A 26499-nucleotide genomic window follows, 5' to 3' on the forward strand; every position below is an offset into this window, starting at 1 on the left:
TGCGTCATTGCCTTGGTGCCGCAATCTGGTCGAGTAATTGCTTGAGCACCTGGTCCACCTCCAACCCCTCGATGTCCAGTTCGGGCGCGATACGTACCCGATGACGCAACACTGCCAGAGCGCAGCCCTTGATGTCGTCCGGGGTCACGAACGCTCCACCGCGCAGCAGCGCCCGGGCACGACCACCACGTACCAGGGCGATGGAGGCCCGTGGGCCGGCGCCCAGGGCGAGCCCGGGCCAACTGCGTGTGGCCCGCGCCAAACGCACGGCGTAGTCGAGTACCTGTGCATCCACGGGCATATCACTGGCGATCTGTTGCATCTGTACCACATCCGCCGCTTGCAGCACGGTGCGTAACGGTTGTACATCCAGCATGTCGGCCCTGGATGAGCGGGTTACTTCGCGCACCATGTCCAGTTCTTGTTGTGCATCGGGATAGTCCATGCGGACCTTGAGCATGAAACGGTCCAGTTCGGCCTCAGGCAAAGGGTAGGTGCCCTCCTGCTCGATAGGGTTCTGGGTGGCCAGCACCATGAACGGCTGGCCGATGGGCAATGCCTCGCCCTCAAGCGTGACTTGGCGCTCCTGCATGGCTTCGAGCAATGCCGCCTGGGTCTTGGCCGGGGCGCGGTTGATCTCGTCGGCCAATAGCAGGTGGGTAAACAGCGGCCCCTTGCGTAGTTTGAACTGTTCGGTACGTAAGTCGTACACGGCGTGGCCAGTGACGTCGCTGGGCATCAGGTCCGGGGTGAATTGGATGCGTGCGAAATCGCCGCCGAAGCAACGGGCCAATGCACGTACCAGTAACGTTTTGCCCAGGCCAGGTACGCCTTCGAGCAGCACGTGGCCACCTGCAATCAATGCGGTGAGTACGTCGTCAATCACCGGGTCCTGGCCAATCACCGCCTTGCGCAGCTCAACACGCAGGGCCTGGGCCTGCTGGCTGGCGTATAGAAGGTTTTGCGTGGCCGCTGAAAAGTCGCTCATAGGGCATTCCTGAGGGTTTGCAGGCACGCCACCTGACGGCTGAAGTCGGCGCTGGAAAGCCGTTTTGCCGTAAGTGGGCCGAGCGCCTGGCTGATGACATGAGGGGGTTGTCGTGTCAGGTGTTCCAGTACCTGCCATTGTTCTGCAGTGTCGAGGTGTTCGAAGCCTGGATGGCGTCGGCGGGCGGTGCGCAGGATGTCGAGCTGCAAGGCTTGCAACAAGGTGCCCTGGCCACTGCGACGTAGCAGGAAGTCGGCACTGGCCTTCAAGTGTTCCTGTAGCTGCCGGCGTGCTTTGGGGGCTGGCGCCTGGATCGGGCCTTGGCGCATACCGGCCTGCCAGAGCGCCAGGGCAACCAGTGCGGCGAGTGCGACGAGGGCCTGGGGGAAATAGCGGACCAGCAAGGTAAACAGATCATCCACGTTGCTGTTGAATAGCAACGTGACGTCAGTGCCTTGGTTCAGGTACCACAGCAACCAGGCGTTATCGTGCTGGCCGATAGCAGGGGTTTTCCACAGGTCACTGTCGGTGAGTATCGTTACGCGGCCTTGTCCCAGGTCGCGTTGCATCAAGTGGCTGGACTTGGCGCTGTTGGCTGAAAACTGAGCCAGGTGCTTGGGGTCGGTGAGGTTGAAGTCGGTGTTAAAACTGAAGTACGCGGGGGCGGTTTCGTTGTCGACATAGAGCTTGGTCAGGTCTGGTGCTCTCTTTTTGTGTGGGCGCACCTGTTCCTCGAAGGTATCGCTCCAGGTTTGGTGGATATTGAGGCGATCAAGCAGCAGGTCGCCGCTTTTGCCGGTCTCTTCATCCCACAACGCTTCGGCGACCAACAGCAGGTGGCCACCGGCTTTGGCCCACTTCAGCAGTTGTTCGACCTGGCCTGGAGTCATGTTGCTGCGTTCTCCCAGCAACAACAGGCTATGGCCTTTAGCGGGCAGGTCTTTGAGCCTATCAAGGCCGTTGGCATGCTCTACGGCCAGGCCATGCTGGCGAAGGAAATGCTCGGCAGCCAGGTAGGTGTTGGCCCGTGCTTGCGGTGACGGGCCGCGATCCACCACTTCCTCATAGGGCGTTGCCTTGTGCCAGGCATACAAACCGCCCATGCCCAGCAGGCCAGCCAGTAGCAGGAGCATCCACACCAATGGCCGGCTCATTGGTTCACTCCGCCACTGAAGAGTGCACGCCAGTCGCTGCACAGTTTTTGTTGGGTCGAGGCAGACGGCAGGCGGTGGCCATACGCGAGGTTTTGCCAGTGATGTGTCAGCTCGTCACTGAACGCCAGTAACTGTGGTTGCTGCAAATGATGAACGTGCCTGAGCACCTGGCTTTCGGTATCGGCGCTTTTCAGTGGCAGGTCGAACTCATGCAATAGCCGGCTTAGCAGGCCGCGATACAGCAGGCCAAGGGCCTCCCGAGGTTGGGTGGGCCATAGCCGTTCGGCGGCACTGGCGATGTCTTCGGGCAGTGTCTCGACCCCCAACGCCAGCCCGAACAGCTGAGTGGGGGCAGGTTTGACTGCTTTGAGACGAGGCCGCCGGCTGTGGCTGACAAACGTGTGGAACCATTCGCGGTAGCGCCATACCACCAGGGCCAGCCCGCCAATCATCAGGCTCCACAGCAGTATTTCCAGGCCTTGGGCGAGGTGTTTGAAGGTGTCGCTGTTGAAGTTGTCCAGCAATGCCTGCAACCAGTCGGGGAATTTTCCATCGCCGTGGGGCTTGTTTTTAACGGGCGTTTTTTCTTCGCCAAAACGATAGCGGGTGACGGTTTCCGGATTCTTGAAGGGCGGTTTTTCCAGTAATGCCTTGATCGATTGGCTGGCGGCCTGGGGGGTGAGCGACTTGGCGCTGATTGTTTCGTCCGCCATGGCCGATGGGGGCAGTTGCACCAACGCCAGCCCGACGATGAGCAACAAAAGCGGTGCAACACTGCTCAGGCGCTGGCGCAAGCGGCGGAATACCAGCTCCAGGTCCCAAGCCTCCAGAACGGTGCGCCGGTTGAGGTACAAGCTGAATCCGCACGCGACGTAAATGGGTTCCCAGAACACCAGGACCAAGGCATAGAAGGCGTTGCTCAGATGGTCCAGCCATAAGCCATTCGGGCCTGCCAATACCAGCCGCTGCCAATCCCAGTCCAGCTCAACCTGCTCCGGAATGAATAGATAGAACAGGGCCATGCCGCCAAACCATAAGCTGATTTCCAAATGCACCCCGATGGTTGTCAGCCAACGCGCTGCCCCAGCGTTGCGTTGCAACAGTATCCCCAGGCGCTGTTGACGCGCCTGACCCGCGAGACCTTCAAGTTGGCTGACGGGCAGCACGAAGCTACGACTCAGGCTCAGTCGGCGCCAGGTCAGGCTGGCGAACAGTTGTCCTTTGAGCAAGTACGGCCAATGGCGAACGGCTTGTTTGAGGGTGGGCGTTTCACCAAACAGGGCCTTGGAAAGTATGTACAGCGGCAAGCGCTCGAAGGCCGGCTTGAGCCACCAGAACAGGAACATGGCTAAAGACGGGTGCCTCCAGAGCAGCACAGTGAGCAAGGTAAACACGGGCAGGCTCACCAGCGCCCAACTGGCCATCAGCAGGAAACGATGCTCACGGGCCATCAGTACCCCGAGATCCATGGCTTCCCAGGAGGTACGTGGACGAATCACTACGCTGGAGTCAGTCAGGCGCATGGCGATTCCGACCAGCGAGGATCAGGTAAGCGGCCACCAGCAACCACAGCAGAGCGCCTACGAGGTACTTGATCCAGGGATCAATGGCGGTGGTAGAAGACCAGTAGGCTTCAATAAACGCAGCAATCAACAAAAACACCATGACGCCGCAGAGCATCTGCACGCTTTTGCGCGCCGCCAGGCGCAGGGATTCGCCACGCGTCAAATGCCCGGGAGCGATCAGCGACCAGCCTAATTGCAAACCCGCCGCACCGGCCAGAGCGATGGCGCTGAGCTCGAATGCACCGTGACCAATGACAAAGGACCAGAACGTCTGGCCATAGCCGATTTCAGTCAGGTGCCCGGAGATCGCCCCGATGATCAAACCGTTGAAAATCAGAAAGAACACGCTGCCCAGGCCAAACAGCAGGCCGGCGGCAAACGTCTGGAAGGCGATGCCGACGTTATGCATCACGTAGTAGCCAAACATCATCCAGTCTTCGCTGGAGGCGCGCTCGGCGGCGCGCCCCAGGCGACTGGCTTCGGGGTCGTACATGCCCTGCATCTCAGCCACCTGTTGGGGGCTGACGATGCTGTAGATCAGGTCGGGAAACAGGTAGACCAGCAGGGCTATGCCCGCCAGGCTGCCGAAGAACAACAGGCTGGCGATCAGTACAAAGCACCATTGTTCGCGTACCAGGCGTGGGAAGTCGGCGAGCAGGAAAGCCAGTACCTTCGCTCCCAGGTGGCTGCGATGGCGATACAGTTGCTGGTGGCCGCGCAGTGCCAGTTGTTGCAGCGGGTCGATCAGATAACTGCTGTAGCCGCGCTCCTGGGCCAGGGCCAGGTGTTGGCATAGGCGTCGATATTGATGAGGGAAGTCAGCAATGTCGTTGGCCTTGGTTTTGCCTTGTTCCAATTGTTTCAGGTGGTCGGCAAAGGCTTGCCATTGTTGCTGGTGGCGGCTCTCAAAAAGGCTCTGTTTCATGTAGGCCCCAATAACCCGCGAGCCACGCCATTAAGTTGTTCCACGGCACGGGCCGGGGATACTTGCAGGGGCGCGGCGAGGATGGCAGCCAGCTCATGCGTCCTTTCGGCAGACAGCTCAGCCTGGCGTTCTGCGAAACCGAGGATGGCTCGCTGTTCGCCGAGACTCAGTGCAAAGGGCAGGCGCAGGGCGGTCGCCTGGGGGATCCGGGGGCGGGCCAGCGGCTGTTCGCGATAGACCACCAGCGTACCGGCGGCCAGGTCGCCGAGCCGCTTGAAGTGCGGATGTTGCAGGCAACTGATAGCGCCGAGGAAGTAAGCGAATGGCAGCATGTCGACAAAGCGCAGCAGGTTACGGATCAATGACCCCGACCAACCGATGGGCGTGCCGTCGTCCTGTATCACCCGCAGGCCCATGACCTGTTTGCCTGGGGAACAGCCCTGGTTGAGGACTTCGAACAGCACCATGTACCACCAGCTGACCAGGAACAGGAGCAGTGAGCCCAGGCCAATCCCAATGTTGCCAAGCAGCGCCAGGGGCACAAGCAGGATGCCCATGATCACCCCACGCACGCCCAGGTCGAACGCAAAGGCCAATGCACGTGGCGGCAGGCCAGCGGGGCGTAGGGGCAGGTCGATACCCTCCGGGGTCTCGATCTGGTAGTGGGTATCCAAAGGAGCTGGTGGCATTGCGATCCTTGGCAGTGCAAAGCGACTAAGAGACACGGATGCTAGCAGTGTCGACGCTGGAAGCAACCACTCAAGATTTTGCTGGATGTTTGTACAGTCAAGGTATCGCTGGCCCCTGACGCCTTGCAGCGCCTAGACTTTGCCGGTCTTCAGCACAGGAATAGCCCGTGACCTCCATCTTCTGGTACGACTATGAAACCACCGGGATCAACCCGCGCAGCGATCGCCCGCTCCAGGTAGCCGGCATTCGTACCGACCTCGAACTCAACGAGGTCGGCCCGCCGATCAATCTTTATTGTCAGCCCGGCGACGACATCCTGCCCCATCCGGCGGCGTGTGCGATCACGGGTATTACCCCGGATGTGCTGGCGGAGAAGGGGCTTGTCGAGGCCGATTTCATGACGCGTGTACACGCCGAACTGGCCGCGCCAGGCACGTGTGGTGCCGGGTACAACACCCTGCGATTTGACGATGAGATGACGCGCTACAGCCTGTACCGCAATTTTTTCGACCCCTATGCGCGCGAGTGGCAGGGCGGCAACAGCCGTTGGGACTTGATTGACGTGGTTCGTACGGCCTACGCCCTGCGGCCGGAGGGTATTACCTGGCCGGAGCAGGAGGGGCGTGTGACGCTCAAGCTCGAGCGTCTGACTCAAGCCAATGGCATCGATCATGGCCAGGCCCATGATGCGTTGTCTGATGTACGCGCAACCATCGCGCTGGCGCGGCTGGTCCGAGACAAGCAGCCCAAGCTGTATGAATGGCTGTTTCAACTGCGTAGCAAGCAGCGAGTGATGGATCAGGTGCGGCTGTTGCAACCGATGGTACATATCTCCGGACGGTTTTCCGCCGAACGCCATTATTTGGGAGTCGTATTGCCTCTGGCCTGGCACCCGCGCAATCGCAATGCCTTGATCGTCTGCGACCTGGGACTTGATCCCCAGGGGTTGCTTGACCTGGATGCGGATACCTTGCGCGCGCGCCTCTACACTCGCCGTGATCAGCTGGCGGAAGGCGAGCTGCCGGTGCCCCTCAAGTTGCTGCATATCAACCGCTGCCCGGTCGTAGCCCCGTTGAAAGTGCTGCGCGCGCAAGATCGCGAACGGCTGCAATTGGATATGGATACTTACCAGGCGCGGGCACTGCGGCTGACTGACGCACAGGAAGTTTGGCGTGACAAGTTATCGGCCATTTACGCCGAGGAAGATTTTGCCGCGAATGCAGACCCGGAGCAGCAGCTCTATGATGGTTTTATTGGCGACCGTGACCGCCGCCTATGTGAACAAGTGCGTATGGCAGAGCCGGCACAACTAGCACGCCAGCAGTGGCCCTTCGATGATCATCGTTTGCCGGAATTATTATTTCGCTACCGTGCCCGTAACTTTCCTGACACCTTGAACAGTGAGGAGCAACAGCGCTGGAAAGTTTTCTGTCAGCAACGTTTGTCGGACCCGGAATGGGGCGCGCCGAATACCCTGTTGGCGTTTAAGCAGGCGCGAGAGGAGTTGCTTGTTAGTGCTACACCGTTTCAGTGCCAGGTACTGGATCAATGGCAGGGCTATGCCGATTCCTTGGCCGCTCGCTTGAAGCGGTAGCCGGATAACTGCGGAGTATTCAGGCAATAAAAAAACGCCAGCAAGCTGGCGTTTTTTAATGTGTTGCGTATCGGCTGCAGGTCTGACCAGGCTTAGCCCAGCAGGGTCGCCCAGCCTTCAACCACGTCACCGCCCCACTTGGCTTTCCACTCTTTCAGCGTTTTGTGGTTGCCACCTTTGGTTTCAATCACTTCGCCGTTGTGCGGGTTTTTGTATTGCTTGACCTTGCGAGCACGCTTGGTGCCGGTAGTTTTCACAGCGCCACGCGGTGCTTTAACTTTCGACTCTGGATCCAGCAGCGCGATGATGTCACGCAGGGATTTGGAGTATTCACCCATCAGGGTGCGCAGTTTGCCTTCGAATTCCAGCTCGGTTTGCAGCTTGTCGTCTTGGGACAGGTTCTTCAAGCGGGCTTGCAGCTCTTTAATAGCTTCTTCGGTGGCGCGATATTCGTTGATCAGAGACATGTGGACTACCTTATGTAGAGCGCTGATTGACAGGGTGAGTGGCCTAATAATAGTCAGGCGATTTCACCAAGTAAACATTTAAGAAGATATTTATGTGAATTACATTGAAAGTTTGTCGCAAAGCTATGCAGTCGAGTTAATTAGTAGGGGGGGCGCCTAAAGATACTCAGCTTATTTTCTTGCTAACTGCCTGGGCGTACCGATGTACGGTCATATAAGGGGGGTAAACCCTTACGCTATTAAGGGACGTAGCCACGGCCGGTGATCAGAATAAGCGGCAAGGAATACTGCAGTTTTTCTGCGCAATCGCTAGAATAGCGGCCTTTGTGAAGTTCTGGAGTTTCCCCCTAATGCGCACTTTTCGGCTGGTGATTGCTTGCCCGGACCGGGTTGGCATCGTTGCCAAGGTCAGTCACTTTCTGGCTTCCCACAACGGTTGGATCACCGAGGCGAGCCATCACTCGGACGATCTCAGCGGTTGGTTTTTCATGCGTCACGAAATTCGTGCCGATACGCTGCCCTTTGGCCTGGAAGCCTTCCGCGAGGCGTTCGCGCCGATCGCCGAAGAGTTTTCGATGACCTGGCACATCACCGACACGGAGCAGAAAAAGCGCGTCGTGCTGATGGCCAGCCGCGAGTCACACTGCCTGGCAGACTTGTTGCACCGTTGGCACAGCGATGAGCTGGACTGCGAGATCGCCTGTGTGATCTCCAACCATGACGACCTGCGCAGCATGGTCGAATGGCATGGCATTCCTTACTACCACGTACCGGTCAACCCGCAAGACAAGGAGCCCGCGTTCGCCGAGGTCTCCCGTCTGGTCAAGCAGCATGAGGCTGACGTGGTGGTGCTGGCGCGCTACATGCAGATCCTGCCACCGCAACTGTGCCGCGAATATGCGGGCAAGGTGATCAACATTCACCACAGCTTCCTGCCATCGTTTGTCGGTGCCAAACCCTATCACCAGGCATCCCTGCGCGGCGTGAAGTTGATTGGCGCGACCTGCCACTATGTCACCGAAGAGCTGGATGCCGGCCCGATCATCGAGCAGGACGTCGTGCGCGTCAGCCACAGTGACAGCATCGAAGACATGGTGCGTTTTGGCCGTGATGTCGAGAAAATGGTGCTGGCCCGTGGCTTGCGTTACCACCTGGAAGATCGCGTGCTGGTGCACGGCAACAAGACAGTGGTGTTCTGATAGCCACGTTTTGATTGAAGGCTTTCTATTGAAGAAGCAAGGGCCTGGGCGTTAAATCGTCCCAGGCCCTTTTTCTTGGCCTGGCATTGAGGATCGACTGATGAGCGACCCGCTGGATAAAGCCACCTCCAAAGCGCCCGCAACCTTGGGCGAAGGCTGCTTGAGTCGATTTGACCCCGATGAGCTGGACGTGGAGGACGGCACCGAATTTCCTGGCGCCGCCGCGTTGTGGGAGCAAGAGCGGGGCAAATCCGACACCCAGGAAGACTGATGGCCCGCCGCACTGCAAGGCGGCGGGCGCTGGCGTCAGATCCGGAAACTGCCGACCAACTGCTTCAAGCGAGACGCTTGCTGTTCCAGGTCGGTACAGGCGCGCAGGGTTGATTGCAGGTTTTCCACACCTTCCTGGTTGAGGGTGTTGATTTCGGTGATGTCCATATTGATCGACTCCACCACGGAGGTCTGTTCTTCGGTAGCGGTGGCCACCGATTGGTTCATTCCGTCGATCTCGCCAATACGCAGGGTCACGCTATTCAAACGTTCGCCGGCCAGGTTGGCGATTTCCACACTGTCCTGGCTGTGGCGTTGGCTTTCACTCATGGTGCTGACGGAATCTCGTGCGCCGACCTGCAATTCCTCGATCATCTTTTGCACTTGTTGTGCCGATTCCTGGGTTCGATGAGCCAGGTTGCGCACTTCATCGGCCACCACCGCAAACCCACGCCCGGCTTCCCCTGCACGTGCCGCTTCAATAGCGGCATTAAGTGCCAGCAGGTTGGTTTGCTGGGAAATGCTGGTGATCACTTCCAGGATCTGGCCGATATTTACGGTCTTACTGTTGAGCGCTTCGATATTGCTGCTGGAGGCGCTGATCATCTCGGATAACTGGTTCATCGCCTTGATATTGCGATCCACCACTTGCTGGCCATCTTCGGCCAAGTGGCGTGCATCACTGGCCTGATGTGAGGCTTGTGCTGCGTTGCGCGCGATTTCCTGGGCGGCGGCGCCCAGTTGGTTAATAGCGGCGGCGACACTGTTGGTGCGGTTGGCCTGTTCGTCGGAGTTGACCATCGACGAGTTGGAGGCGCTGACCACCCGCAGGGCCACTTCATTGACCTGCTCGGTGGCTGACGACACTTCGCGGATCGAGGTATGAATGCGTTCCACAAAACGGTTGAACGCATTCGCCAGGGTCCCGAACTCGTCATTGTTCTGGATGCTCAGGCGGCGGGTCAGGTCGCCCTCGCCGTCGGCGATGTCCTGCATGGCCCGGGTCATCAGGTGCAGCGGTTGCAGCAAGACGCGGATGAGCATGCCGAGCAGGGCGATGATGATCACCACGGCGATGATCGTGGCGATGACCGCAGAGGTTCGGAACTTGCTGAGCATGGCGAAGGATTTGTCTTTATCCACCGAAATACCCAGGTACCAGTTCACCGATGGCAAGCCTTTGATCGGTGTAAAGGTCACGATGTTGTCCTTGCCGTTGGCCTCTACGTCGCTGAAACCCGTGCTGATCTTCGGGGTGTTTTTCGGGTAAACGTCAGCCAGGGTCTTCATCACCAGGGCCTTGTCCGGATGCACCAGCACTTTGCCATCGGCACTGACCAGGAACGCGTAGCCCATGCCGCCGAAGTTCAGCGCGCCAATGTTGTCCACCAGGGTTTGCAGGCTCAGGTCACCGCCTACGACACCGATGCTTTGGCCGGCCTTGGCGCTGGGGGTGGCGATGGAGATGATCAACTGCCCGGTAGCGGCGTCGATATAGGGTTCGGTCAGGGTCGAGCCGTTACTGTTCTGGGCGCCCTTGTACCAGGGACGGACACGTGGGTCGAAGCCGTCCGGCATCTTGGTGTCGGGGCGAATGGTAAAGGCGCCTTTACTGTCGCCCACGTACGTCGCCATAAAAGAAGAGGTCAGCGCTTTTTGTTCCAGCAGGTTGGCAACCGCGGACGGCTCGGGGTTGATGGCAATGTTTTGTGCGGCGTTTTCCACCAGGACAATACGCCCGGTGAGCCAGGTCTGAATGTTGCTGGCGGTGACATCGCCCATTTCATGCAGGTAGTTATTGAGGTCGTCACGGATCGCGTTGCGTTGCAGGTAATCGTTGTAGAGGGTGAACAACGCGAAGGCGGCGATGACGATAAGGGAGGCTGCAAGCAGGATTTTGTGGCTGAAGCGCAGATTTTTATTCATGGCTTGTAGTGTCCGCTAAGGTCTTGATATCCGAAGCGCGTCCTTTTGGGAGGCGCAAAATGGCAGCGTCAAAAAAGGTGTGATATTTCTTGTGATAGCGCCGTTGGTCTATATAGGAATTATCTGACCTATTTTTAGTCTTTGTGGGTCTCACAACTGTCTATATCGACCTCGCGGTAATAAAGATTAACCATAGGTGACGAAATGCCTGATTTCACACAACTGCTTATCGGTGCCGGTCTCGACGGCCAGCCCATCGCCCAGTCCATGCGCTTGGCCAACCGTCACGGGTTGATTGCCGGTGCCACGGGCACGGGCAAGACCGTCACCTTGCAGCGCCTGGCGGAAGCCTTCAGTGATGCCGGCGTGGCGGTATTCGCCGCCGATATCAAGGGCGACCTTTGCGGCCTGGGTGCCGCTGCCAACCCCCAGGGCAAAGTCGCTGAGCGTATCGCCGGCATGCCTTTCCTTAACTACAAGGCTCAGGCGTATCCGGTAACACTGTGGGATATCCACGGGCAGTCCGGTCATCCGTTGCGCACAACCATCAGCGAAATGGGCCCGTTATTGTTGGGCAGCTTGCTGGAACTCACCGACAGTCAGCAGTCGGCGCTTTATGCGACCTTCAAAGTGGCCGACCGTGAAGGCCTGTTGCTGCTGGACCTCAAGGACCTCAAGGCACTGCTCAACCACCTGCGCTATCACCCGGAACTGCTGGGCGATGACGCGGCGTTGATGACCACCGGTTCCAGCCAGGCGCTGTTGCGGCGCCTGGCGGTGCTCGAACAGCAGGGCGCCGAAGCCTTGTTCGGCGAGCCGGCCTTGCAGCTCGAAGATATTCTGCAACCTGCCAGCGACGGTCGTGGGCGTATTCACTTGCTGGACGCCAGCCGCTTGGTACATGAAGCCCCCAAGGTGTACGCGACTTTCCTGTTGTGGCTGTTGGCGGAGCTGTTCGAGCAATTGCCGGAGCGCGGCGATGCGGACAAACCCCTGTTGGCGCTGTTTTTCGATGAGGCGCATTTGTTGTTCGCAGACACGCCCAAGGCGCTGCAGGATCGTTTGGAGCAAGTCGTACGCTTGATCCGCTCCAAAGGCGTCGGCGTGTACTTCGTCACTCAGTCTCCCGGTGACCTGCCCGACACGGTACTGGCGCAATTGGGCCTGCGTATTCAGCATGGTTTGCGAGCGTTTACCACGAAAGAGCAAAAGTCCCTGCGGGCGGTGGCGGATGGTTTTCGGCCCAACCCGACGTTCGATACCTTGTCGGTGTTGACGGAACTGGGCACCGGTGAGGCGCTGGTGGGGACCTTGCAGGAAAAGGGCACGCCGGAAGTCGTCCAGCGTGTACTGGTAGCACCGCCGCAATCGAGGATCGGGCCGCTCAGCGAGGCCGAACGTGCAGCGTTGATCGCCAGTTCGCCCCTGCTGGGCCGGTATGACAAACCCATTGATCGTGAGTCGGCCTATGAGGTGCTGATGGCGCGCAAGGAGCTTGGGCCTACCGAGGAGGCCGTACCGGCCGCCGAAGAACCCAGCTTCACCGATAAAGCCGGTGCATTCCTGGGGACTACGGCAGGCAAGGCGCTGAAGTCCGCGATGCAGCAGGCCGCCAATCAGATGGGGCGCCAGTTGGTGCGTGGCTTGCTGGGCTCGTTGCTGGGCGGTAGTAAGCGCAAGTAGACGATCAGGGTTTGGGCCTGGCATGGGCGGCGAGACGCTCCAATGCCGCACGCAGGCCCGGATCGCTGATCCCGTCGGCCGTTGCCTGGATGGTTTCGGCCGCATTCTCTGACAGATCCATCGCATGTCCCACCGTGCCTTGCACCGTGGTGGGCGGCTGGACCTTGAACTGAATGCGCATCAAGCCGGCAAACTCATCAAATGCCATCAGTTGCCGCTGCAAGCGTTTTTGTTGATAGCGCAGCCGCGTGGCCCAATGGCCGTCTGTGACAATTAACAGCAGATTACCTTCACGCCAGGATGCCACATGACAATGTTCGCGTGCGGCCGGTTGCAGCTGGCTTTCGAGCAGGCGTTGCAAATGGCCCAAGCGTTGCGCGTGGCCAAAGATGGCTTTCAACGGCTTGGCTTCGCGAAGCAACACCGCAGGCGCACGGGCTGTGAGAGGGCGAAATGCCATGTTTAGACACCTTAAGTAACAGTGCGCCCATCTTAGCAGAAAGCGCCGGTACGCCCCCGGGCCATGCGTCGAGTGGGTTTTACCCATGAAATCAATAGGTAACTTCTGTGCTTCATGGGTTGAAGTTCCGGCAAAAGCCCTTATTTTAAACAGGCCCTCTCACAGCCCCATGCCAGCGTCGGGGAATAACGCCACTTTCCTCCCCCACGATTCCGGGTAGAATGCGCGTTCGCATGCGGCCGTGAGGGCTGCTCGGGCCACTCACGGTGCGCCCTCCATCCCTATGTGTGGAAGAACCTGCCGATATGTTTGCGCCTTTGTTAAAGAAACTTTTTGGAAGCAAGAATGAGCGCGAAGTTAAACGCATGCTCAAGACGGTGCAGCTGGTCAATGCCTTCGAAGAGCAGATGGTTGCTCTGTCGGACGAGCAATTGCGCGCCAAGACCCAAGAGTTCAAGGCCCGCATAGCCAAAGGTGAAACCCTCGACAAGCTGCTCCCCGAAGCCTTTGCGGTCGCCCGTGAAGCCGGTAAGCGTGTCATGGGCATGCGCCACTTCGACGTCCAGTTGATCGGCGGCATGACCTTGCATGAAGGCATGATTGCCGAAATGCGTACTGGTGAAGGCAAGACCCTGGTAGCAACCCTGGGTGTTTACCTCAACGCACTGTCCGGCAAGGGTGTGCACGTTGTGACGGTGAACGACTACCTGGCCCGCCGGGACGCCAACTGGATGCGCCCGCTGTATGAATTCCTCGGCCTGACCGTCGGCGTGGTTACGCCGTTCCAGCCGCCGGAAGAGAAGCGCGCCGCCTACGCCGCCGACATCACCTACGGTACCAACAACGAATTCGGTTTCGACTACCTGCGCGACAACATGGCGTTCAGCATGGAAGAAAAATTCCAGCGCGAACTCAACTTTGCCGTGATCGACGAAGTCGACTCCATCCTCATCGACGAAGCCCGTACTCCGCTGATCATCTCCGGCCAGGCCGAAGACAGCTCGCGCCTGTACACCGAGATCAACAAGCTGATCCCGCGCCTGGAGCAGCACATCGAGGAAGTGGAAGGCGTGGTGACCAAAGAAGGTCACTTCACCATCGACGAGAAGACCCGCCAGGTCGAGCTCAACGAAGCTGGCCACCAGTATGTCGAAGACATGCTGACCCAGATCGGCTTGCTGGCCGAAGGCGAAAGCCTGTACTCGGCCCATAACCTGGGCCTGTTGACTCACGTTTATGCCGGCCTGCGTGCCCACAAGCTGTTCCATCGCAATGTCGAATACATCGTGCAGGACGGCCAGGTTGTACTGGTTGACGAACACACCGGTCGTACCATGCCGGGTCGCCGTCTGTCCGAAGGCCTGCACCAGGCCATCGAAGCCAAGGAAGTGCTCAACATCCAGGCTGAAAGCCAGACGTTGGCCTCCACGACCTTCCAGAACTACTTCCGTCTGTACAACAAGCTGTCCGGCATGACCGGTACGGCTGACACCGAAGCGTTCGAGTTCCACCAGATCTACGGTCTGTCGGTCGTGGTTATCCCGCCGAACAAGCCACTGGCGCGTAAAGACTTCAACGACCTGGTGTTCCTGACGGCCGAAGAGAAATACGCGGCAATCATCAACGACATCAAGGACGGTATGGCTCAAGGCCGTCCGATCCTGGTGGGTACTGCCACCATCGAGACTTCCGAGCACGTGTCCAACCTGCTTAACAAGGAAGGCATCGAGCACAAGGTTCTCAACGCCAAGTTCCACGAAAAAGAAGCCGAGATCATTGCCCAGGCCGGTCGTCCTGGCGCACTGACCATCGCTACCAACATGGCCGGTCGTGGTACCGACATCCTGCTGGGCGGCAACTGGGAAGTGGAAGTGGCCTCGCTGGATAACCCGACCCCTGAGCAGATCGCCCAGATCAAGGCTGACTGGCAGAAGCGCCACCAGGCCGTGCTGGAATCCGGTGGCCTGCAGGTGATCGCGTCCGAGCGTCACGAATCGCGCCGTATCGACAACCAGTTGCGTGGTCGTGCCGGTCGCCAGGGTGACGCCGGTTCCAGCCGTTTCTACCTGTCCCTGGAAGACAGCCTGATGCGTATCTTCGCCTCTGACCGGGTGAAGAACTTCATGAAGGCACTGGGCATGCAGTCCGGTGAAGCGATTGAACACCGCATGGTGACCAACGCCATCGAGAAGGCCCAGCGCAAGGTTGAAGGTCGTAACTTCGACATTCGTAAGCAACTGCTCGAGTTCGATGATGTCAACAACGAACAGCGTAAAGTGATCTATCACATGCGTAACACGTTGCTGGCCGCCGACAACATTGGCGAGACCATCGCTGATTTCCGTCAGGACGTGCTCAATGCCACCGTCAGCGCCCATATCCCGCCACAGTCCCTGCCAGAGCAGTGGGATGTCGCCGGCCTGGAAGCTGCGTTGAAGAGCGACTTCGGTGTCGACCTGCCGGTCCAGCAATGGCTGGACGAAGACGACCACCTGTACGAAGAAACCCTGCGCGAGAAGCTCATGACCGAGCTGCTGGCCGCGTACAACGAAAAAGAAGAGCAGGCGAGTGCCGAAGCCCTGCGCACCTTCGAGAAACAAATCGTACTGCGCGTACTGGACGACCTGTGGAAAGACCACCTGTCGACCATGGACCACCTGCGTCACGGTATCCACCTGCGTGGCTATGCCCAGAAGAACCCGAAGCAGGAGTACAAGCGCGAGTCGTTCACGTTGTTCTCCGAACTGCTGGATTCGATCAAGCGCGATTCGATTCGCGTGCTCTCCCACGTTCAGGTGCGTCGCGAAGACCCGATCGAGGAAGAAGCTCGCCTGCGCCAGGAAGCCGAGGCATTGGCGGCACGCATGCAGTTCCAGCATGACGAAGCACCGGGCCTGGACGCACCGGAAGTCTTGGGCGAAGAGGTCGATGTGGCCCTGGCTCAAACCCCGGTTCGCAACGATCAGAAGCTGGGCCGTAACGAGCTGTGCTGGTGCGGTTCGGGCAAGAAGTTCAAACACTGCCACGGCGAAATCAACTAAGGTTTTCGCCTGACGCTGCAATACCCCGCGCCGCGACCGGCATCAGCCGTCGCGGCGTTTTGCCATTAATTTCACCGTCGATAGCGACGGCACAGACATCACCTAATTTTAAGGAGCGCATTCATGGCTGTTGGTCTTGGTCCTTTGCCCACTTTGCACCCGGTCGCCGGTTTTGAACTCGGTATCGCTTCGGCCGGCATCAAGCGCCCGGGGCGCAAGGATGTAGTGGTGATGCGCTGTGCCGAAGGCTCGACTGTCGCGGGTGTATTCACCCTCAACGCGTTCTGCGCCGCGCCGGTAATCCTGGCCAAGCAACGCGTTGCCGGCTCTATCCGTTACCTGCTGACCAACACCGGCAATGCCAACGCCGGCACTGGCGAGCCTGGTCTGGTAGCTGCCGCGCGCACCTGCGCCAAGCTGGCGCAATTGACCGGTGTGGATGCCAGCCAGGTACTGCCGTACTCCACCGGGGTGATCGGTGAGCCGCTGCCTGTGGAGAAAATCGAAGGTGCCCTGCAAGCGGCGCTGGATGACCTGTCTGTGGATAACTGGGCGGCTGCCGCCACCGGCATCATGACTACCGACACGTTGCCCAAAGGTGCGAGCCGCCAGTTCGTGCATGACGGCGTCACGGTCACCGTGACCGGTATCAGCAAAGGTGCGGGCATGATCCGCCCGAACATGGCCACCATGCTTGGCTATATCGCCACCGACGCCAAGGTTTCCCGCGACGTGCTGCAGCGCCTGATACTGGACGGCGCCAACAAGTCGTTCAACCGCATCACCATCGATGGTGACACTTCGACCAACGACTGCTGCATGCTGATCGCCACCGGCAAAGCCAACCTGCCGGAAATCACCGAGGCCAGCGGCCCACTGTTCGCGGCTTTGAAGCAGGCGGTGTTCGACGTGTGCATGGACGTGGCCCAGGCCATCGTGCGTGACGGTGAAGGCGCGACCAAGTTCGTCACTGTTGAAGTCAACGGCGGCGGCAACCACCAGGAATGCCTGGACGTGGGTTACACCGTGGCGCACTCGCCGCTGATCAAGACGGCACTGTTTGCTTCGGACCCGAACTGGGGCCGCATCCTGGCGGCTGTCGGCCGCGCGGGTGTGCCTGACCTCGACGTGAGCAAGATCGACGTGTACCTGGGTGACGTATGCATTGCGAGCGGTGGTGCCCGCGCTGAAACCTACACCGAAGCCCAGGGCTCGGCGGTGATGCAACAGGAAGAAATCACCATCCGTATTGAATTGGGTCGCGGTGAGTGCAGCGAAACCATCTGGACCACAGACCTGTCCCACGAGTACGTGAAGATCAACGCGGAATACCGCACCTGATACCAAGAGGAAACCGGCGGTGAAACGAGTGCATGTAGCAGCAGCGGTGATTCGTGGTGTCGACGGCAGGATCCTGCTGGCGCGCCGCGCCGATACCCAGCATCAGGGCGGCCTTTGGGAGTTTCCCGGTGGCAAGGTGGAGGCCGATGAGTCGGTGGCCACGGCCTTGTCCCGCGAATTGCAGGAAGAGCTGGGCATCCAGGTCACCCAGGCGCGGCCGCTGATCAAGGTGCAGCATGACTACCCGGACAAGCAGGTATTGCTGGATGTCTGGGAAGTCTCGGCCTTTACTGGCGAGCCCCACGGTGCCGAAGGGCAGCCGTTGCAATGGGTGGCGCCTCGGGACTTGATCAACTATGAGTTCCCGGCAGCGAACGCTCCGATTGTGGCCGCCGCACGCTTGCCCGCCGAATACTTGATCACCCCGGGCGAACTGGAAACGCCGACACTGTTGCGCGGTATCCAGAAAGCGATCGCAGGCGGCATCAAGCTGGTTCAACTGCGTGCGCCCAACGGTTACGACCCCAAATACCGTGACCTGGCGGTGGACGCTGTTGGCTTGTGTGCCGGTAAGGCACAACTGATGCTCAAGGGGCCGTTCGAGTGGCTGGGGGATTTCCCTGCCGCCGGCTGGCATATGACTTCGGCGCAGTTGCGCAAATACGCCAGTAAAGGCCGGCCGCTGCCCAACGACCGCTGGTTGGCGGCCTCTTGCCACAACGCTGAAGAGCTGGCGTTGGCGGAAATGATGGACGTGGATTTTGTCACCCTGTCACCGGTGCAGCCGACCCAGACTCATCCGGATGCCCAGCCGTTGGGTTGGGAGCAGGCGGCGCAGTTGATCGGCGGGTTCAGTAAGCCGGTGTTTCTGTTGGGCGGGGTAGGGCCAGCGGAGCGAGAACAGGCTTGGGACGCTGGGGCTCAGGGGGTCGCGGGTATCAGGGCGTTTTGGCCGCAAGTTTGATATTGCTTTGAGGGGCATCATCGAGAGCAAATCGAATCGTCGTACCGCCCCTCCTACATTTTGACCACATTCCAAAGTCGGAACTCGGTCGAATGTGGGAGGGGGCTTGCTCCCGATGAGGCCCCGTCAGTCACCTGAAAAATGTCAGTGTGGCTTGGCAGCGGCCTGCCATAACACTTCAGCAACACCTTGGCGCCGGGCAATCACCCTGGCCGCCACAAACAACAAGTCCGACAACCGATTGATATACGCCAACCCCACGCTTTCCAGCGGCTCCAGCGTATTCAACTGCTGGCAGCGTCGTTCCGCACTGCGCGCCAGGCTACGACACACATGGGCTTGGGCGATCAACGCCGAGCCGCCAGGCAGGATGAAGTTCTCCAGCGGCCCAACCTCCTCATTCCAGCGGTCAATCGCTGCTTCCAGCCGATCCACTTCCGCCGCATTCAACGCTTTGTACTCCGGCATCGCCAGCTCGCCGCCCAGATCGAACAAACGATGCTGGCAAGGGGTAAGCACCTCAATCACCTCCTGCAGGCCCGGATGCTTGCCGCTCTGTTCTTCAAGGTTGGCCAACAGCAAGCCCAACTGACTGTTCAGGGTGTCGACCTCGCCAATGGCTTCCACACGTGGGTGGTCCTTGGGGACGCGACGGCCATCGCCGAGGCCGGTCTCGCCCTTGTCGCCGGTACGGGTGTAGATCTTCGACAGGCGAAAGCCCATGGTCAGTGCTCCAGTTGGGTAAGTTCATAAGGCGGCAGTTGGCTGCCAGCCAAGGGCAGGCGCAGGGTGAAGCAGGTGCCTTGGCCGAGGGTGGAGTGAACCTCCATCTGGCCTTTGTGGTTGTTGGTGATGATGAAATACGAGACTGACAGCCCAAGCCCGGTGCCTTGACCGATTTCCTTGGTGGTGAAGAACGGTTCGAACGTGCGTTTGCGCACGTTCTCGCTCATGCCAATGCCGTTGTCTTCCACCTGGATCTCCGCCCAAGGCGGGTTGAGACGAGTGCGCAGGGTGATGCGGCCAGGCTCGCTGTCGTCTTCACGCAAGTGAATGGCTTGAGCGGCGTTCTTCAGCAGGTTGAGCAGTACTTGTTCCAGTTCATTGGCAGTACCGGGTACCGGGCCCAGGTTCGGGTCGAACTGGCGGATGATTGCTTGGCCCTTGAAGTCGAAGCCGATGGTCAGGTCGAAGTCATTCCCGGCGATTTCCACGGCCTGGTCGATCAGTGCAGGTAAATCGCAAGGGGCCATTTGCCGATTGCTGCGCCGACTGAAACTGAGCATATGGGTGACGATCTTCGCCGCTCGTGCCCCGGCTTGCTGAATGCCATCGAGCAATTGCGGAACCTCGCGGCTTTGCAGGTAACGATTGACCATGTCCAGTTCGATGCCTGCCTGCTCGGCGTGCTCCTGGTTCTTGGGCAGGTCGGGGGACAGGCGACGGCGGATGTTCTGCACGTTATGCAGGATCGCCCCCAAGGGGTTGTTGATCTCATGGGCCATGCCGGCGGCAAGGCCACCGACGGAGAGCATTTTTTCTGATTGCACCATCATTTCTTCCAGGGACAGGCGCTGGGTGATGTCGTCGATACGGATCACCACGCCGCGTCCGGCACCGCCCATCAACGGGTAAAAGGTCAGGGCGTAATGCTTGGGCTCGTCGTCCTTGACCCAGGTGACCCGTTCGATCCGTTCCACCGTGTGTTGCTCGACCGTCGCCTTGATCTGCGGCAGGTACGGCTTGAGTGGCTGGAACGCGAGGTAAATCGGTTGGTTCAGCGCTTCGTCCAGGCGCGTGCCGGAGAGGGCTGTGGCTTCCTGATTCCACTGGGTGACGTAGAGCTGTTCGTCCAAGGCGATCAGGGCCGAAGGCATGGAGTCGATAATGCTGTTCAGGTAGTTCTGGAAGCCGGTGAGCTTTTTCTCGATCTTGCTGCGCACCTGCACTTCCAGTTCCAGCTTACGGTTGGTGTGGCGGGTTTCTTCGGCCAGGCCCTGGGCCTGATCGTAAGCGGCCTGGGAGTCATCGCGCGCGCGCTTGAGTTGCTGCTCACGGGCTTCGATGCGCGACAGCATGGTGTTGAAGGCTTCTGCCAGGCTGCCGATTTCGTCATGGTTGCCACGCCCGGCACGCAGGGAATAGTTCTCTTCACGGGTGACTTGGCGTGACAGCTCTTCGAGTTCATGGATGGGGCGTGTGATCAAGCGTTTGATCTGCCGTGCGATGACCAGCCATAGCAATACACTGAAAATCAGAATGCCCAGGCTGGCTGTCAGCGTGCCGGTATAGAACGCCATGGGAAGCTCACTGCTGGCCACCAGCAGTAAATGCCCGGAAGGTTGGCCGGCACGGGGCAGGGTGATGACCTGGTTGCTGCGAAACTCAGTGAGGCGCCAGGCTTCGATGTGCCGGTAGCTGTCCGGTAGGTGCAGGCGGTTGCTGTGCTGCATCTGTGCCAGTCGCGTGCCTTCGCCGTCGTATAACGCAGCGGCACGCAACGGTGAGTAGCTGGTCAGTTCATTGAGCAGGGCGTCGGCCTTGGCCGGGGATTCGAGGGCCTCGGCGGCGAGTGACGGGTTGGACACCAGGCGGCCAATCGCCTGCAACGCCTGGGGGGCCATGCTTTCCTGGGAGATCCAGTAGGCGGCACTGATAAACGTCAGGTTGGCCACCAGCAATACGGTGGTCAACAGCACCAGCAGGGCCGCCAGCAGTTTCTGCCCTACTGGTAGGTTTTCAAGGCGCTGGCGCAGTGGCATCAGGTTTTTTCCAGGTGATAGACAAGTAGGCAGGGTAGCGCGAGCCTCAGTCGCTGGCCAATCCGCGTGCGAGCAAATGCTCCACCAGGCGCGCTTGCACTTGTTGCAAGTGCGGCAAGACCAACCGGTGGCGCTCGGCCGCCTGGCAGGCGTAGCCCAGCAGGTAGCTGATTTCGGTGCGCCGGGCGTTGGCGACGTCCTGGTACATGGAGGAGTAATTGGCGGCCGTGGCCTGGATCACGCGCTCCACTTCACTGTGCAGGTCCTGTGCGGCTGCCGGTTGGCCGCAGCACTCCAGCAGTTCAGCCAATTCAGCGCAAAGCGTAGCCACTTCACACTGGTGGGCCTGCAAGCCACCGTTGCGGCACTGGTAAAGCACGGTGAGTGGGTTAATGGCGCAATTGAGGGCCAGCTTGCGCCATAGGCGCGTGAGAATGTTGGTGGCCCATTCGTGGGGGATGCCGGCTGCTTGCAGGTCGTCCAGCCACAGCGGTGGCGTGGGGTGGCCTACGTCCCCCAGCCAGGTATAGCCGTGGCCGGCAAACACCACGCGCCAATCGCCCTCGCGGAACGCGCCTTCGGTGCTGGAGGCATAGATGCAGCGGGCCTGGGGCAATTGCGCTGCCACCGCGTCCTGGCTGCCCAGGCCGTTTTGCAGCAGGATCAGTTCGGCGCCCGGTGCCAGCCGCGGTTGCAACGGTGCAATTGCATGTTGGGCATCGTAGGCTTTGCACGCCACCAGCAGGCGATGAATTGGTTCAGGGCTGTCGGGCGTTTCGCCGATCACTGGATAAGTCCGTTCTACGCCATGCTCCACCAGCGTCAGCCCGGGCCCTGCCTGATAGCTGGCCAGGCGCGCGTCATCGCGCAAGATCAGCCTCACTGGTATGCCCGCGCGAGCCAGGCGTGTGGCCCAGAGTGTCCCCAGGCTGCCGGCGCCGAGAATATGCCAGGTGGTCGACATCAGTTTGTGCTCCGTAGGGTCGCTCACAGTGAACGGGGCGAAAGAACCGCTATAATGCCTCGGCATTTTAGCTCGGGCGCGCTCCATCTCTACTGAGTCCGCCCCTTATATTGGAGAAATGACATGCCTTCGTTCGACGTGGTATCCGAACTGGACAAACACGAAGTCACCAACGCCGTCGAGAACGCCGTCAAGGAGCTGGACCGCCGCTATGACTTGAAAGGCAAGGGCAGCTTCGAATTCAAGGAAAAGGAGCTGACCGTCAACCTGACCGCTGAAGCCGATTTCCAGCTGGAAGCGATGATTGAGATCCTCAAGTTGTCCCTGGTCAAGCGCAAAATCGACGCGCAATGCCTTGAAATCAAGGACGCCTACGCCTCGGGCAAGCTGATGAAGCAGGAAGCCGTGCTCAAGGAAGGCATCGACAAGGAGTTGGCGAAGAAGATCGTGGCGCATATCAAGGATGCGAAGCTCAAAGTCCAGGCCGCTATCCAGGGTGAGCAGGTTCGCGTGACCGGCAAGAAGCGCGACGACTTGCAAGAAGCTATCGCTGCACTGCGGGCCAAGACCTTCGACATGCCGCTGCAGTTCAATAACTTCCGCGACTGATGGCACTTTGGGGAACCTGTGGGCGTTTTTGACGTCCCACGCCCCAGAACCTGCGTCGACATTAGAGCCCTACGGGGCTCAATTGCGTTAATGGGTACTCACATAAAGCCGCACATCCGCGAAACAGGAGAATGTAGATGGATTTGAACGCTGAACTGGATCACCTGATCAAGACCTCCGAGTCTTGGATCCCGATGATTATGGAATACGGCAGCCGGGTGTTGCTGGCCGTCATCACGTTGGCCATCGGCTGGTGGCTGATCAACATATTGACCCACCGCGTGGGCCGTCTGTTGGCGCTACGTAACGCGGACCTGGCGCTGCAGCACTTCATCACCAGCCTTGCGAACATCGCCTTGAAAGTCATGCTGATCGTCAGCGTGGCCTCGATGATCGGTGTAGCAACCACCTCGTTCGTCGCTGCGATCGGTGCCGCCACCCTGGCCATCGGCCTGGCATTGCAGGGTAGCCTGGCGAACTTCGCAGGTGGCGTGCTGATTCTGTTGTTCCGTCCATTCCGTATTGGTGATTGGATCGAAGCCCAGGGTACTTCCGGTACCGTCGACAGCATCCAGATCTTTCACACCGTGATTCGTACGGGTGACAACAAGACGGTGATCGTGCCGAACGGCATCCTGTCCAACGGCATCATCACCAACACCAACCGTCAGCCAACCCGCAAGGTGGTGTTTGACGTGGGTGTGGACTACGAGGCAGACCTGCAGAAAGCGCGTGAAGTCCTGCTGGAATTGGCGAAAGACCCGCGCGTGCTGGCTGAACCTGCACCTGTGGCGGTGGTTTCGACCTTGGGCGACAGCGCCATCACAGTGTCCCTGCGTTGCTGGACCAATACGCCGGATTACTGGGATGTGATGTTTAAGTTCAACGAACTGGCGCGTGATCGTTTGAAAGCGGCGGGGATTGATATTCCGTTCCCGCAGCGGGTTATTCGCGTGATGCAGGAGTCGGCTACGAAATAACCCAAACTAAGTGCATCAGAACTTGGCTGAAAGGTCAGGTTCGATGCGTTAGTTTAATCTCGATAGTTAGCTTGCTAGTTATTTTGAGCGTGTAATAATTTTGAAATAAAGAAGCCGCCCCTTTGTTCGCAAAGGGGCGGCTTCTTTGTTTAAGGCCGAAGCCTTAAGTCATCGTTGTAATTGAACGGGCAATTACAAGATGTTCAGCGGGTACTGCGCGATCAGACGCAGTTCGTCGATAGACGCCGAACCGTAGTACACGCCGTCAGACGAACGATAGGTCGCTTGACGTACGCGCAGGCTCAGGTCTTTAGCCGGGCCGCTCTGGATCACGTATTTGGCTTCAATATCACGTTCCCATTCTTTGGCATTGGTAGTAACGCCGTTATCGGCGCCGCTGCCAGTGACATAACGAGTCATGAAGCTCAGGCCCGGCACGCCGAATTTGGCCATGTTCAGGTCGTAGCGAGCTTGCCAGGATTTCTCACCCTCGGCGTTGAAGTCGGAACGCGCAACGGAGTTGGCCAGGAAGATCGTGCCGCCGCCGTCTACGCCGTAACCGTAGTCGCCATCACCGCTAACCTTCTGATAGGCCAGGGTGAAGGTGTGAGCGTCGATGGTGTAGGCGCCTTGCAAGCTGTAGGCACGGTTGTTGAGCTTGGTGGTGTTGTCTTTTTCTGCGCGTTGCAGACCGGCGCCATCGCTTTTGGTGTCGTAGATGTTGAAGTCTACGGCCACGGATTGGTTTTCGTTAATCGCGTGGGTCCAGTTTACGTTGGCGTAGAGCTTCTTCCAGTAGTCCTCGACTTTCGAGTAGTAGAGGCTGGTGGTGAGCTCTGGGGTCCAGGCGTAAACGCCACCCACGAAGTTCGCAGCTCTCAGGCCACGGCCGGTGTCGGGCTCGTAGCTGCCGATACTGTCCTTGTAGGTGTGATCTTGTGCAACGATCGAGGTGAAGTGACCTGCTTCGAGTTTCAGGTCCTTGATCTCGTTGCTGGTCAGAGAGATACCTTGTGGCAGCTCAGGGAGCAGACGGCTGTCATCGGAGGCGAACACCGGTGCGGTGGTGTATTGGTCACCTACTTTCAGTACGGTGTTGGAAAGACGGAACTTAACCGCAGCACCACCTTTGGAGTAATCGTCTGCCGAGCGACCGTCAGAGCCGGTAGGGAACAGGCCGGTGCCGGCGCGACCCTTGCCGCTGTCGAGCTTGACGCCCAACAGGCCAATGGCATCCACACCGACACCGATGGTGCCTTGGGTGTAACCCGAGCTGAAGAGGCCGTGGAAGCCGAGACCGGTTTCTTCACGGCGACTTGGGCCGGAATCGTTGTTACGGTAGTCACGGCTGAAGTACAGGGTACGAGTCAGAATGCTGGCTGTGCTGTCTTCAATAAAGCCTTTGGAATCGTCCTGGGCGGACGCCATTGCGTACTGCGAAACGCCGGCTGAAACAGCCAGGGCGATCATGCTCCACTTCATCACGCGCATCGTGATTTGCTCCTTTGGTTTTAGGAAGAGTACTGCCGTCCCACCTGTATTTTTATCTGGGCGGCTCTTTCTTTTTTGTGTCGGCGCAAAGTTATATCACGCAGACTCTATTGACGATACTTACTCAACTATCCTTTCAGCTTCTTTACGAGGCTGTCGTAAATTGCTAGCTCCGTGTCGCAAATCCACAGTCCGACTGTAACCGGACTGACAACTTCAATGCTGTTTTCAGACGACTTTCAAAGTTTGAAATCTTCCTGGTCGCGCATTGAACCGCTACTGTTTTTTATCGCGAAACACCTGTGTCCGAACGGGTGCTGTTGCCGACGATAGAGGGGTGAATGCAACAAGCGTGCACAAAGCTGTAACCGGATGTAATTTTTTCGTGAAAAACGTTACGGCAGTGTAAAAACCGCATAAGCCCGGGCTTTTTACGCCGTTTGGTTTGGGCTTGACTCCTGGGTATTACGCCTGTCTGGTGGTACAAAAAATCTGAACCAGGGCAAAACGTTACCGGTTGACCCTCTCAAGTGGGTAATCGGCGGATCCCTTTGACGCATCGGTGTGTCATTTTGGTGCATCCCGTCGAGGCCCGATTTAGCGTAGCTCAAATATTCGCCTGCCTCGAAAGGGTGCACATTTTTTATCCGCTTACCGCTTGGCGTCGTGAAGCCCAGGGCATTCGAAGGTATGCTGGGCGCCTGAAACTGACCTGCCGAATGGAGTGCCCGCGTGTTCGCCTTAGATCAACGCCTGCAACAAGACACATTGGCCATTGGGGATTTCCCGCTCTGTCGCCTCCTGCTGTCCAATGACTCGAATTACCCCTGGTTCATCCTGGTGCCACGCATCGACGGTATCAGCGAAGTGTTTCAGCTGGATGTCGCAGATCAACAGACGCTGTGGAAAGAAACCACGGCCCTGGCGCAAGTGCTCAACGACGGCTTGGCCGCCGACAAGATGAACATCGGCGCGCTGGGCAATGTGGTCAGCCAGTTGCACGTGCATGTGATTGTGCGCAAACGTGATGACGCCGCCTGGCCGGCCCCGGTCTGGGGCAAGCATCCGGCCCGGCCCTATACCGAAGAGCAAGTGGCGGCTATTCGTAGCCGGCTGCGCGAGTTATTGCCTGCCGGCTTCACCTTTAACCAGGACTGAACCATGGACCTGCAAGCCCGCGTCACCGACCTGGAAAGCCGCCTGGCCTTCCAGGACGATACCATCGAAACGCTCAATGACATCCTGGTCACCCAGCAGCGAGCAGTTGAGCGCCTGCAATTGCAAATGACTGCGTTGCTCAAGCGTCAGGAAGAAATGGGCGGCCAATTCGAATCATCCGAAGAAGAAGCGCCGCCGCCTCATTATTAAACCGCGTGTATTTGACCTGGCCTCCATAAAAAAACCGCGACCCAGCCAAGCTGGATCG

23 protein-coding genes are annotated in these 26499 nt (G+C 58.9%); 11 read left to right on the top strand and 12 right to left on the bottom strand.

Annotated elements, in window-relative coordinates; all coding sequences use genetic code 11:
• Window positions 1-4: 4 nt before the first annotated feature.
• The 5 genes from M5B43_RS03000 to M5B43_RS03020 are packed head-to-tail and all read right to left on the bottom strand — an operon-like array spanning window position 5 to window position 5321.
• Window positions 5-988 carry a MoxR family ATPase gene (locus tag M5B43_RS03000; protein ID WP_248748715.1) on the bottom strand — a complete coding sequence of 328 codons (984 nt, stop codon included), beginning with the start codon at window positions 986-988 and terminating at the stop codon, window positions 5-7.
• Window positions 985-2142, bottom strand: coding sequence for a DUF4350 domain-containing protein (locus M5B43_RS03005; protein WP_248748716.1), 1158 nt, complete (start codon window positions 2140-2142; stop codon window positions 985-987). Before M5B43_RS03005 ends, M5B43_RS03000 begins: the two co-directional genes overlap by 4 nt.
• On the bottom strand, window positions 2139-3665 hold the full coding sequence (locus M5B43_RS03010; RefSeq protein WP_248748717.1) for a DUF4129 domain-containing protein: 1527 nt from the start codon (window positions 3663-3665) through the stop codon (window positions 2139-2141). Before M5B43_RS03010 ends, M5B43_RS03005 begins: the two co-directional genes overlap by 4 nt.
• On the bottom strand, window positions 3652-4632 hold the full coding sequence (locus M5B43_RS03015) for a stage II sporulation protein M (RefSeq protein ID WP_248748718.1): 981 nt from the start codon (window positions 4630-4632) through the stop codon (window positions 3652-3654). The genes M5B43_RS03010 and M5B43_RS03015 overlap by 14 nt, the downstream gene beginning before the upstream one ends.
• Window positions 4629-5321 carry an RDD family protein gene (locus tag M5B43_RS03020; RefSeq protein WP_248748719.1) on the bottom strand — a complete coding sequence of 231 codons (693 nt, stop codon included), beginning with the start codon at window positions 5319-5321 and terminating at the stop codon, window positions 4629-4631. The genes M5B43_RS03015 and M5B43_RS03020 overlap by 4 nt, the downstream gene beginning before the upstream one ends.
• A 167-nt stretch (window positions 5322-5488) precedes the next feature.
• Here M5B43_RS03020 and sbcB point away from each other — a divergent pair, with 167 nt between their 5' ends.
• Window positions 5489-6916, top strand: coding sequence for an exodeoxyribonuclease I (gene sbcB / locus M5B43_RS03025; RefSeq protein ID WP_248748720.1), 1428 nt, complete (start codon window positions 5489-5491; stop codon window positions 6914-6916).
• Window positions 6917-7008: 92 nt separating this feature from the next.
• Here the strand turns inward: sbcB and mvaT are convergent, their stop codons facing one another.
• Window positions 7009-7383 carry a histone-like nucleoid-structuring protein MvaT gene (mvaT, locus tag M5B43_RS03030; protein ID WP_005790963.1) on the bottom strand — a complete coding sequence of 125 codons (375 nt, stop codon included), beginning with the start codon at window positions 7381-7383 and terminating at the stop codon, window positions 7009-7011.
• A 350-nt stretch (window positions 7384-7733) separates the two neighbouring features.
• Here mvaT and purU point away from each other — a divergent pair, with 350 nt between their 5' ends.
• Together purU and M5B43_RS03040 are read left to right on the top strand one after the other, a co-directional pair.
• Complete coding sequence (gene purU, locus M5B43_RS03035) at window positions 7734-8582, top strand: formyltetrahydrofolate deformylase (RefSeq protein ID WP_248748721.1); 849 nt, start codon at window positions 7734-7736, stop codon at window positions 8580-8582.
• A gap of 100 nt (window positions 8583-8682) precedes the next feature.
• The gene (locus M5B43_RS03040; RefSeq protein WP_248748722.1) at window positions 8683-8853 is read left to right on the top strand and encodes a hypothetical protein; all 171 of its coding nucleotides are present in this window, start codon (window positions 8683-8685) and stop codon (window positions 8851-8853) included.
• A 35-nt stretch (window positions 8854-8888) separates the two neighbouring features.
• On the opposite strand, the gene M5B43_RS03045 is transcribed toward M5B43_RS03040, so the two are convergent.
• Window positions 8889-10778: a methyl-accepting chemotaxis protein gene (locus tag M5B43_RS03045; protein WP_248748723.1), complete on the bottom strand. Its 1890-nt coding sequence runs from the start codon at window positions 10776-10778 to the stop codon at window positions 8889-8891.
• Window positions 10779-10982: 204 nt separating this feature from the next.
• Here M5B43_RS03045 and M5B43_RS03050 point away from each other — a divergent pair, with 204 nt between their 5' ends.
• Window positions 10983-12461 carry a helicase HerA-like domain-containing protein gene (locus M5B43_RS03050; RefSeq protein ID WP_248748724.1) on the top strand — a complete coding sequence of 493 codons (1479 nt, stop codon included), beginning with the start codon at window positions 10983-10985 and terminating at the stop codon, window positions 12459-12461.
• A gap of 4 nt (window positions 12462-12465) precedes the next feature.
• Here M5B43_RS03050 and M5B43_RS03055 read toward each other — a convergent pair whose 3' ends face one another.
• Entirely contained in the window at window positions 12466-12921 is a 456-nt protein-coding gene (locus tag M5B43_RS03055) for a DciA family protein (protein ID WP_248748725.1), read from the bottom strand.
• A gap of 305 nt (window positions 12922-13226) precedes the next feature.
• Between M5B43_RS03055 and secA the strand changes: the two genes are divergently transcribed.
• The 3 genes from secA to M5B43_RS03070 all read left to right on the top strand — a co-directional run bounded on the left by secA (window position 13227) and on the right by M5B43_RS03070 (window position 18267).
• Window positions 13227-15962 carry a preprotein translocase subunit SecA gene (gene secA / locus M5B43_RS03060; RefSeq protein WP_248748726.1) on the top strand — a complete coding sequence of 912 codons (2736 nt, stop codon included), beginning with the start codon at window positions 13227-13229 and terminating at the stop codon, window positions 15960-15962.
• A 123-nt stretch (window positions 15963-16085) separates the two neighbouring features.
• Window positions 16086-17303, top strand: a complete 1218-nt coding sequence (argJ, locus tag M5B43_RS03065) for a bifunctional glutamate N-acetyltransferase/amino-acid acetyltransferase ArgJ (protein ID WP_248748727.1) — start codon at window positions 16086-16088, stop codon at window positions 17301-17303.
• Between the two features lie 19 nt (window positions 17304-17322).
• Window positions 17323-18267: a Nudix family hydrolase gene (locus M5B43_RS03070; protein ID WP_248748728.1), complete on the top strand. Its 945-nt coding sequence runs from the start codon at window positions 17323-17325 to the stop codon at window positions 18265-18267.
• 144 nt (window positions 18268-18411) lie between these two features.
• On the opposite strand, the gene M5B43_RS03075 is transcribed toward M5B43_RS03070, so the two are convergent.
• From M5B43_RS03075 to M5B43_RS03085, 3 genes are read right to left on the bottom strand one after another with little or no spacing between them, the layout of a single operon-like run.
• Window positions 18412-18990, bottom strand: a complete 579-nt coding sequence (locus tag M5B43_RS03075; RefSeq protein WP_248748729.1) for a cob(I)yrinic acid a,c-diamide adenosyltransferase — start codon at window positions 18988-18990, stop codon at window positions 18412-18414.
• Between the two features lie 2 nt (window positions 18991-18992).
• Complete coding sequence (locus tag M5B43_RS03080; protein WP_248748730.1) at window positions 18993-21029, bottom strand: ATP-binding protein; 2037 nt, start codon at window positions 21027-21029, stop codon at window positions 18993-18995.
• Window positions 21030-21075: 46 nt separating this feature from the next.
• Entirely contained in the window at window positions 21076-21993 is a 918-nt protein-coding gene (locus M5B43_RS03085) for a putative 2-dehydropantoate 2-reductase (RefSeq protein WP_248748731.1), read from the bottom strand.
• A gap of 123 nt (window positions 21994-22116) precedes the next feature.
• Between M5B43_RS03085 and M5B43_RS03090 the strand changes: the two genes are divergently transcribed.
• Window positions 22117-22602 (top strand): YajQ family cyclic di-GMP-binding protein, encoded by a 486-nt coding sequence (locus M5B43_RS03090; protein ID WP_003175814.1) that lies wholly within the window; start codon window positions 22117-22119, stop codon window positions 22600-22602.
• A gap of 137 nt (window positions 22603-22739) precedes the next feature.
• Complete coding sequence (locus M5B43_RS03095; RefSeq protein ID WP_248748732.1) at window positions 22740-23582, top strand: mechanosensitive ion channel family protein; 843 nt, start codon at window positions 22740-22742, stop codon at window positions 23580-23582.
• Window positions 23583-23774: 192 nt separating this feature from the next.
• Here M5B43_RS03095 and M5B43_RS03100 read toward each other — a convergent pair whose 3' ends face one another.
• Complete coding sequence (locus M5B43_RS03100) at window positions 23775-25073, bottom strand: OprD family porin (RefSeq protein WP_248748733.1); 1299 nt, start codon at window positions 25071-25073, stop codon at window positions 23775-23777.
• 732 nt (window positions 25074-25805) lie between these two features.
• On the opposite strand from M5B43_RS03100, the gene M5B43_RS03105 reads away from it, so the two are divergent.
• Complete coding sequence (locus M5B43_RS03105; protein WP_248748734.1) at window positions 25806-26231, top strand: HIT domain-containing protein; 426 nt, start codon at window positions 25806-25808, stop codon at window positions 26229-26231.
• Window positions 26232-26234: 3 nt separating this feature from the next.
• Window positions 26235-26441, top strand: a complete 207-nt coding sequence (locus M5B43_RS03110) for a SlyX family protein (protein WP_003209796.1) — start codon at window positions 26235-26237, stop codon at window positions 26439-26441.
• The last annotated feature ends 58 nt before the right edge of the window (window positions 26442-26499 follow it).

Source organism: Pseudomonas sp. MWU15-20650 (assembly GCF_023242475.1).
Taxonomy (GTDB): Bacteria; Pseudomonadota; Gammaproteobacteria; order Pseudomonadales; family Pseudomonadaceae; genus Aquipseudomonas.

Bases quoted from the DNA above. Each gene is read 5' to 3' on its own strand.
- M5B43_RS03000 (WP_248748715.1), bottom strand. From the start codon at position 988: ATGAGCGACTTTTCAGCGGCCACGCAAAACCTTCTATACGCCAGCCAG.
- M5B43_RS03005 (WP_248748716.1), bottom strand. From the start codon at position 2,142: ATGAGCCGGCCATTGGTGTGGATGCTCCTGCTACTGGCTGGCCTGCTG.
- M5B43_RS03010 (WP_248748717.1), bottom strand. From the start codon at position 3,665: ATGCGCCTGACTGACTCCAGCGTAGTGATTCGTCCACGTACCTCCTGG.
- M5B43_RS03015 (WP_248748718.1), bottom strand. From the start codon at position 4,632: ATGAAACAGAGCCTTTTTGAGAGCCGCCACCAGCAACAATGGCAAGCC.
- M5B43_RS03020 (WP_248748719.1), bottom strand. From the start codon at position 5,321: ATGCCACCAGCTCCTTTGGATACCCACTACCAGATCGAGACCCCGGAG.
- mvaT (WP_005790963.1), bottom strand. From the start codon at position 7,383: ATGTCTCTGATCAACGAATATCGCGCCACCGAAGAAGCTATTAAAGAG.
- purU (WP_248748721.1), top strand. From the start codon at position 7,734: ATGCGCACTTTTCGGCTGGTGATTGCTTGCCCGGACCGGGTTGGCATC.
- M5B43_RS03040 (WP_248748722.1), top strand. From the start codon at position 8,683: ATGAGCGACCCGCTGGATAAAGCCACCTCCAAAGCGCCCGCAACCTTG.
- M5B43_RS03045 (WP_248748723.1), bottom strand. From the start codon at position 10,778: ATGAATAAAAATCTGCGCTTCAGCCACAAAATCCTGCTTGCAGCCTCC.
- M5B43_RS03050 (WP_248748724.1), top strand. From the start codon at position 10,983: ATGCCTGATTTCACACAACTGCTTATCGGTGCCGGTCTCGACGGCCAG.
- M5B43_RS03055 (WP_248748725.1), bottom strand. From the start codon at position 12,921: ATGGCATTTCGCCCTCTCACAGCCCGTGCGCCTGCGGTGTTGCTTCGC.
- secA (WP_248748726.1), top strand. From the start codon at position 13,227: ATGTTTGCGCCTTTGTTAAAGAAACTTTTTGGAAGCAAGAATGAGCGC.
- argJ (WP_248748727.1), top strand. From the start codon at position 16,086: ATGGCTGTTGGTCTTGGTCCTTTGCCCACTTTGCACCCGGTCGCCGGT.
- M5B43_RS03075 (WP_248748729.1), bottom strand. From the start codon at position 18,990: ATGGGCTTTCGCCTGTCGAAGATCTACACCCGTACCGGCGACAAGGGC.
- M5B43_RS03080 (WP_248748730.1), bottom strand. From the start codon at position 21,029: ATGCCACTGCGCCAGCGCCTTGAAAACCTACCAGTAGGGCAGAAACTG.
- M5B43_RS03085 (WP_248748731.1), bottom strand. From the start codon at position 21,993: ATGTCGACCACCTGGCATATTCTCGGCGCCGGCAGCCTGGGGACACTC.
- M5B43_RS03090 (WP_003175814.1), top strand. From the start codon at position 22,117: ATGCCTTCGTTCGACGTGGTATCCGAACTGGACAAACACGAAGTCACC.
- M5B43_RS03095 (WP_248748732.1), top strand. From the start codon at position 22,740: ATGGATTTGAACGCTGAACTGGATCACCTGATCAAGACCTCCGAGTCT.
- M5B43_RS03100 (WP_248748733.1), bottom strand. From the start codon at position 25,073: ATGCGCGTGATGAAGTGGAGCATGATCGCCCTGGCTGTTTCAGCCGGC.
- M5B43_RS03110 (WP_003209796.1), top strand. From the start codon at position 26,235: ATGGACCTGCAAGCCCGCGTCACCGACCTGGAAAGCCGCCTGGCCTTC.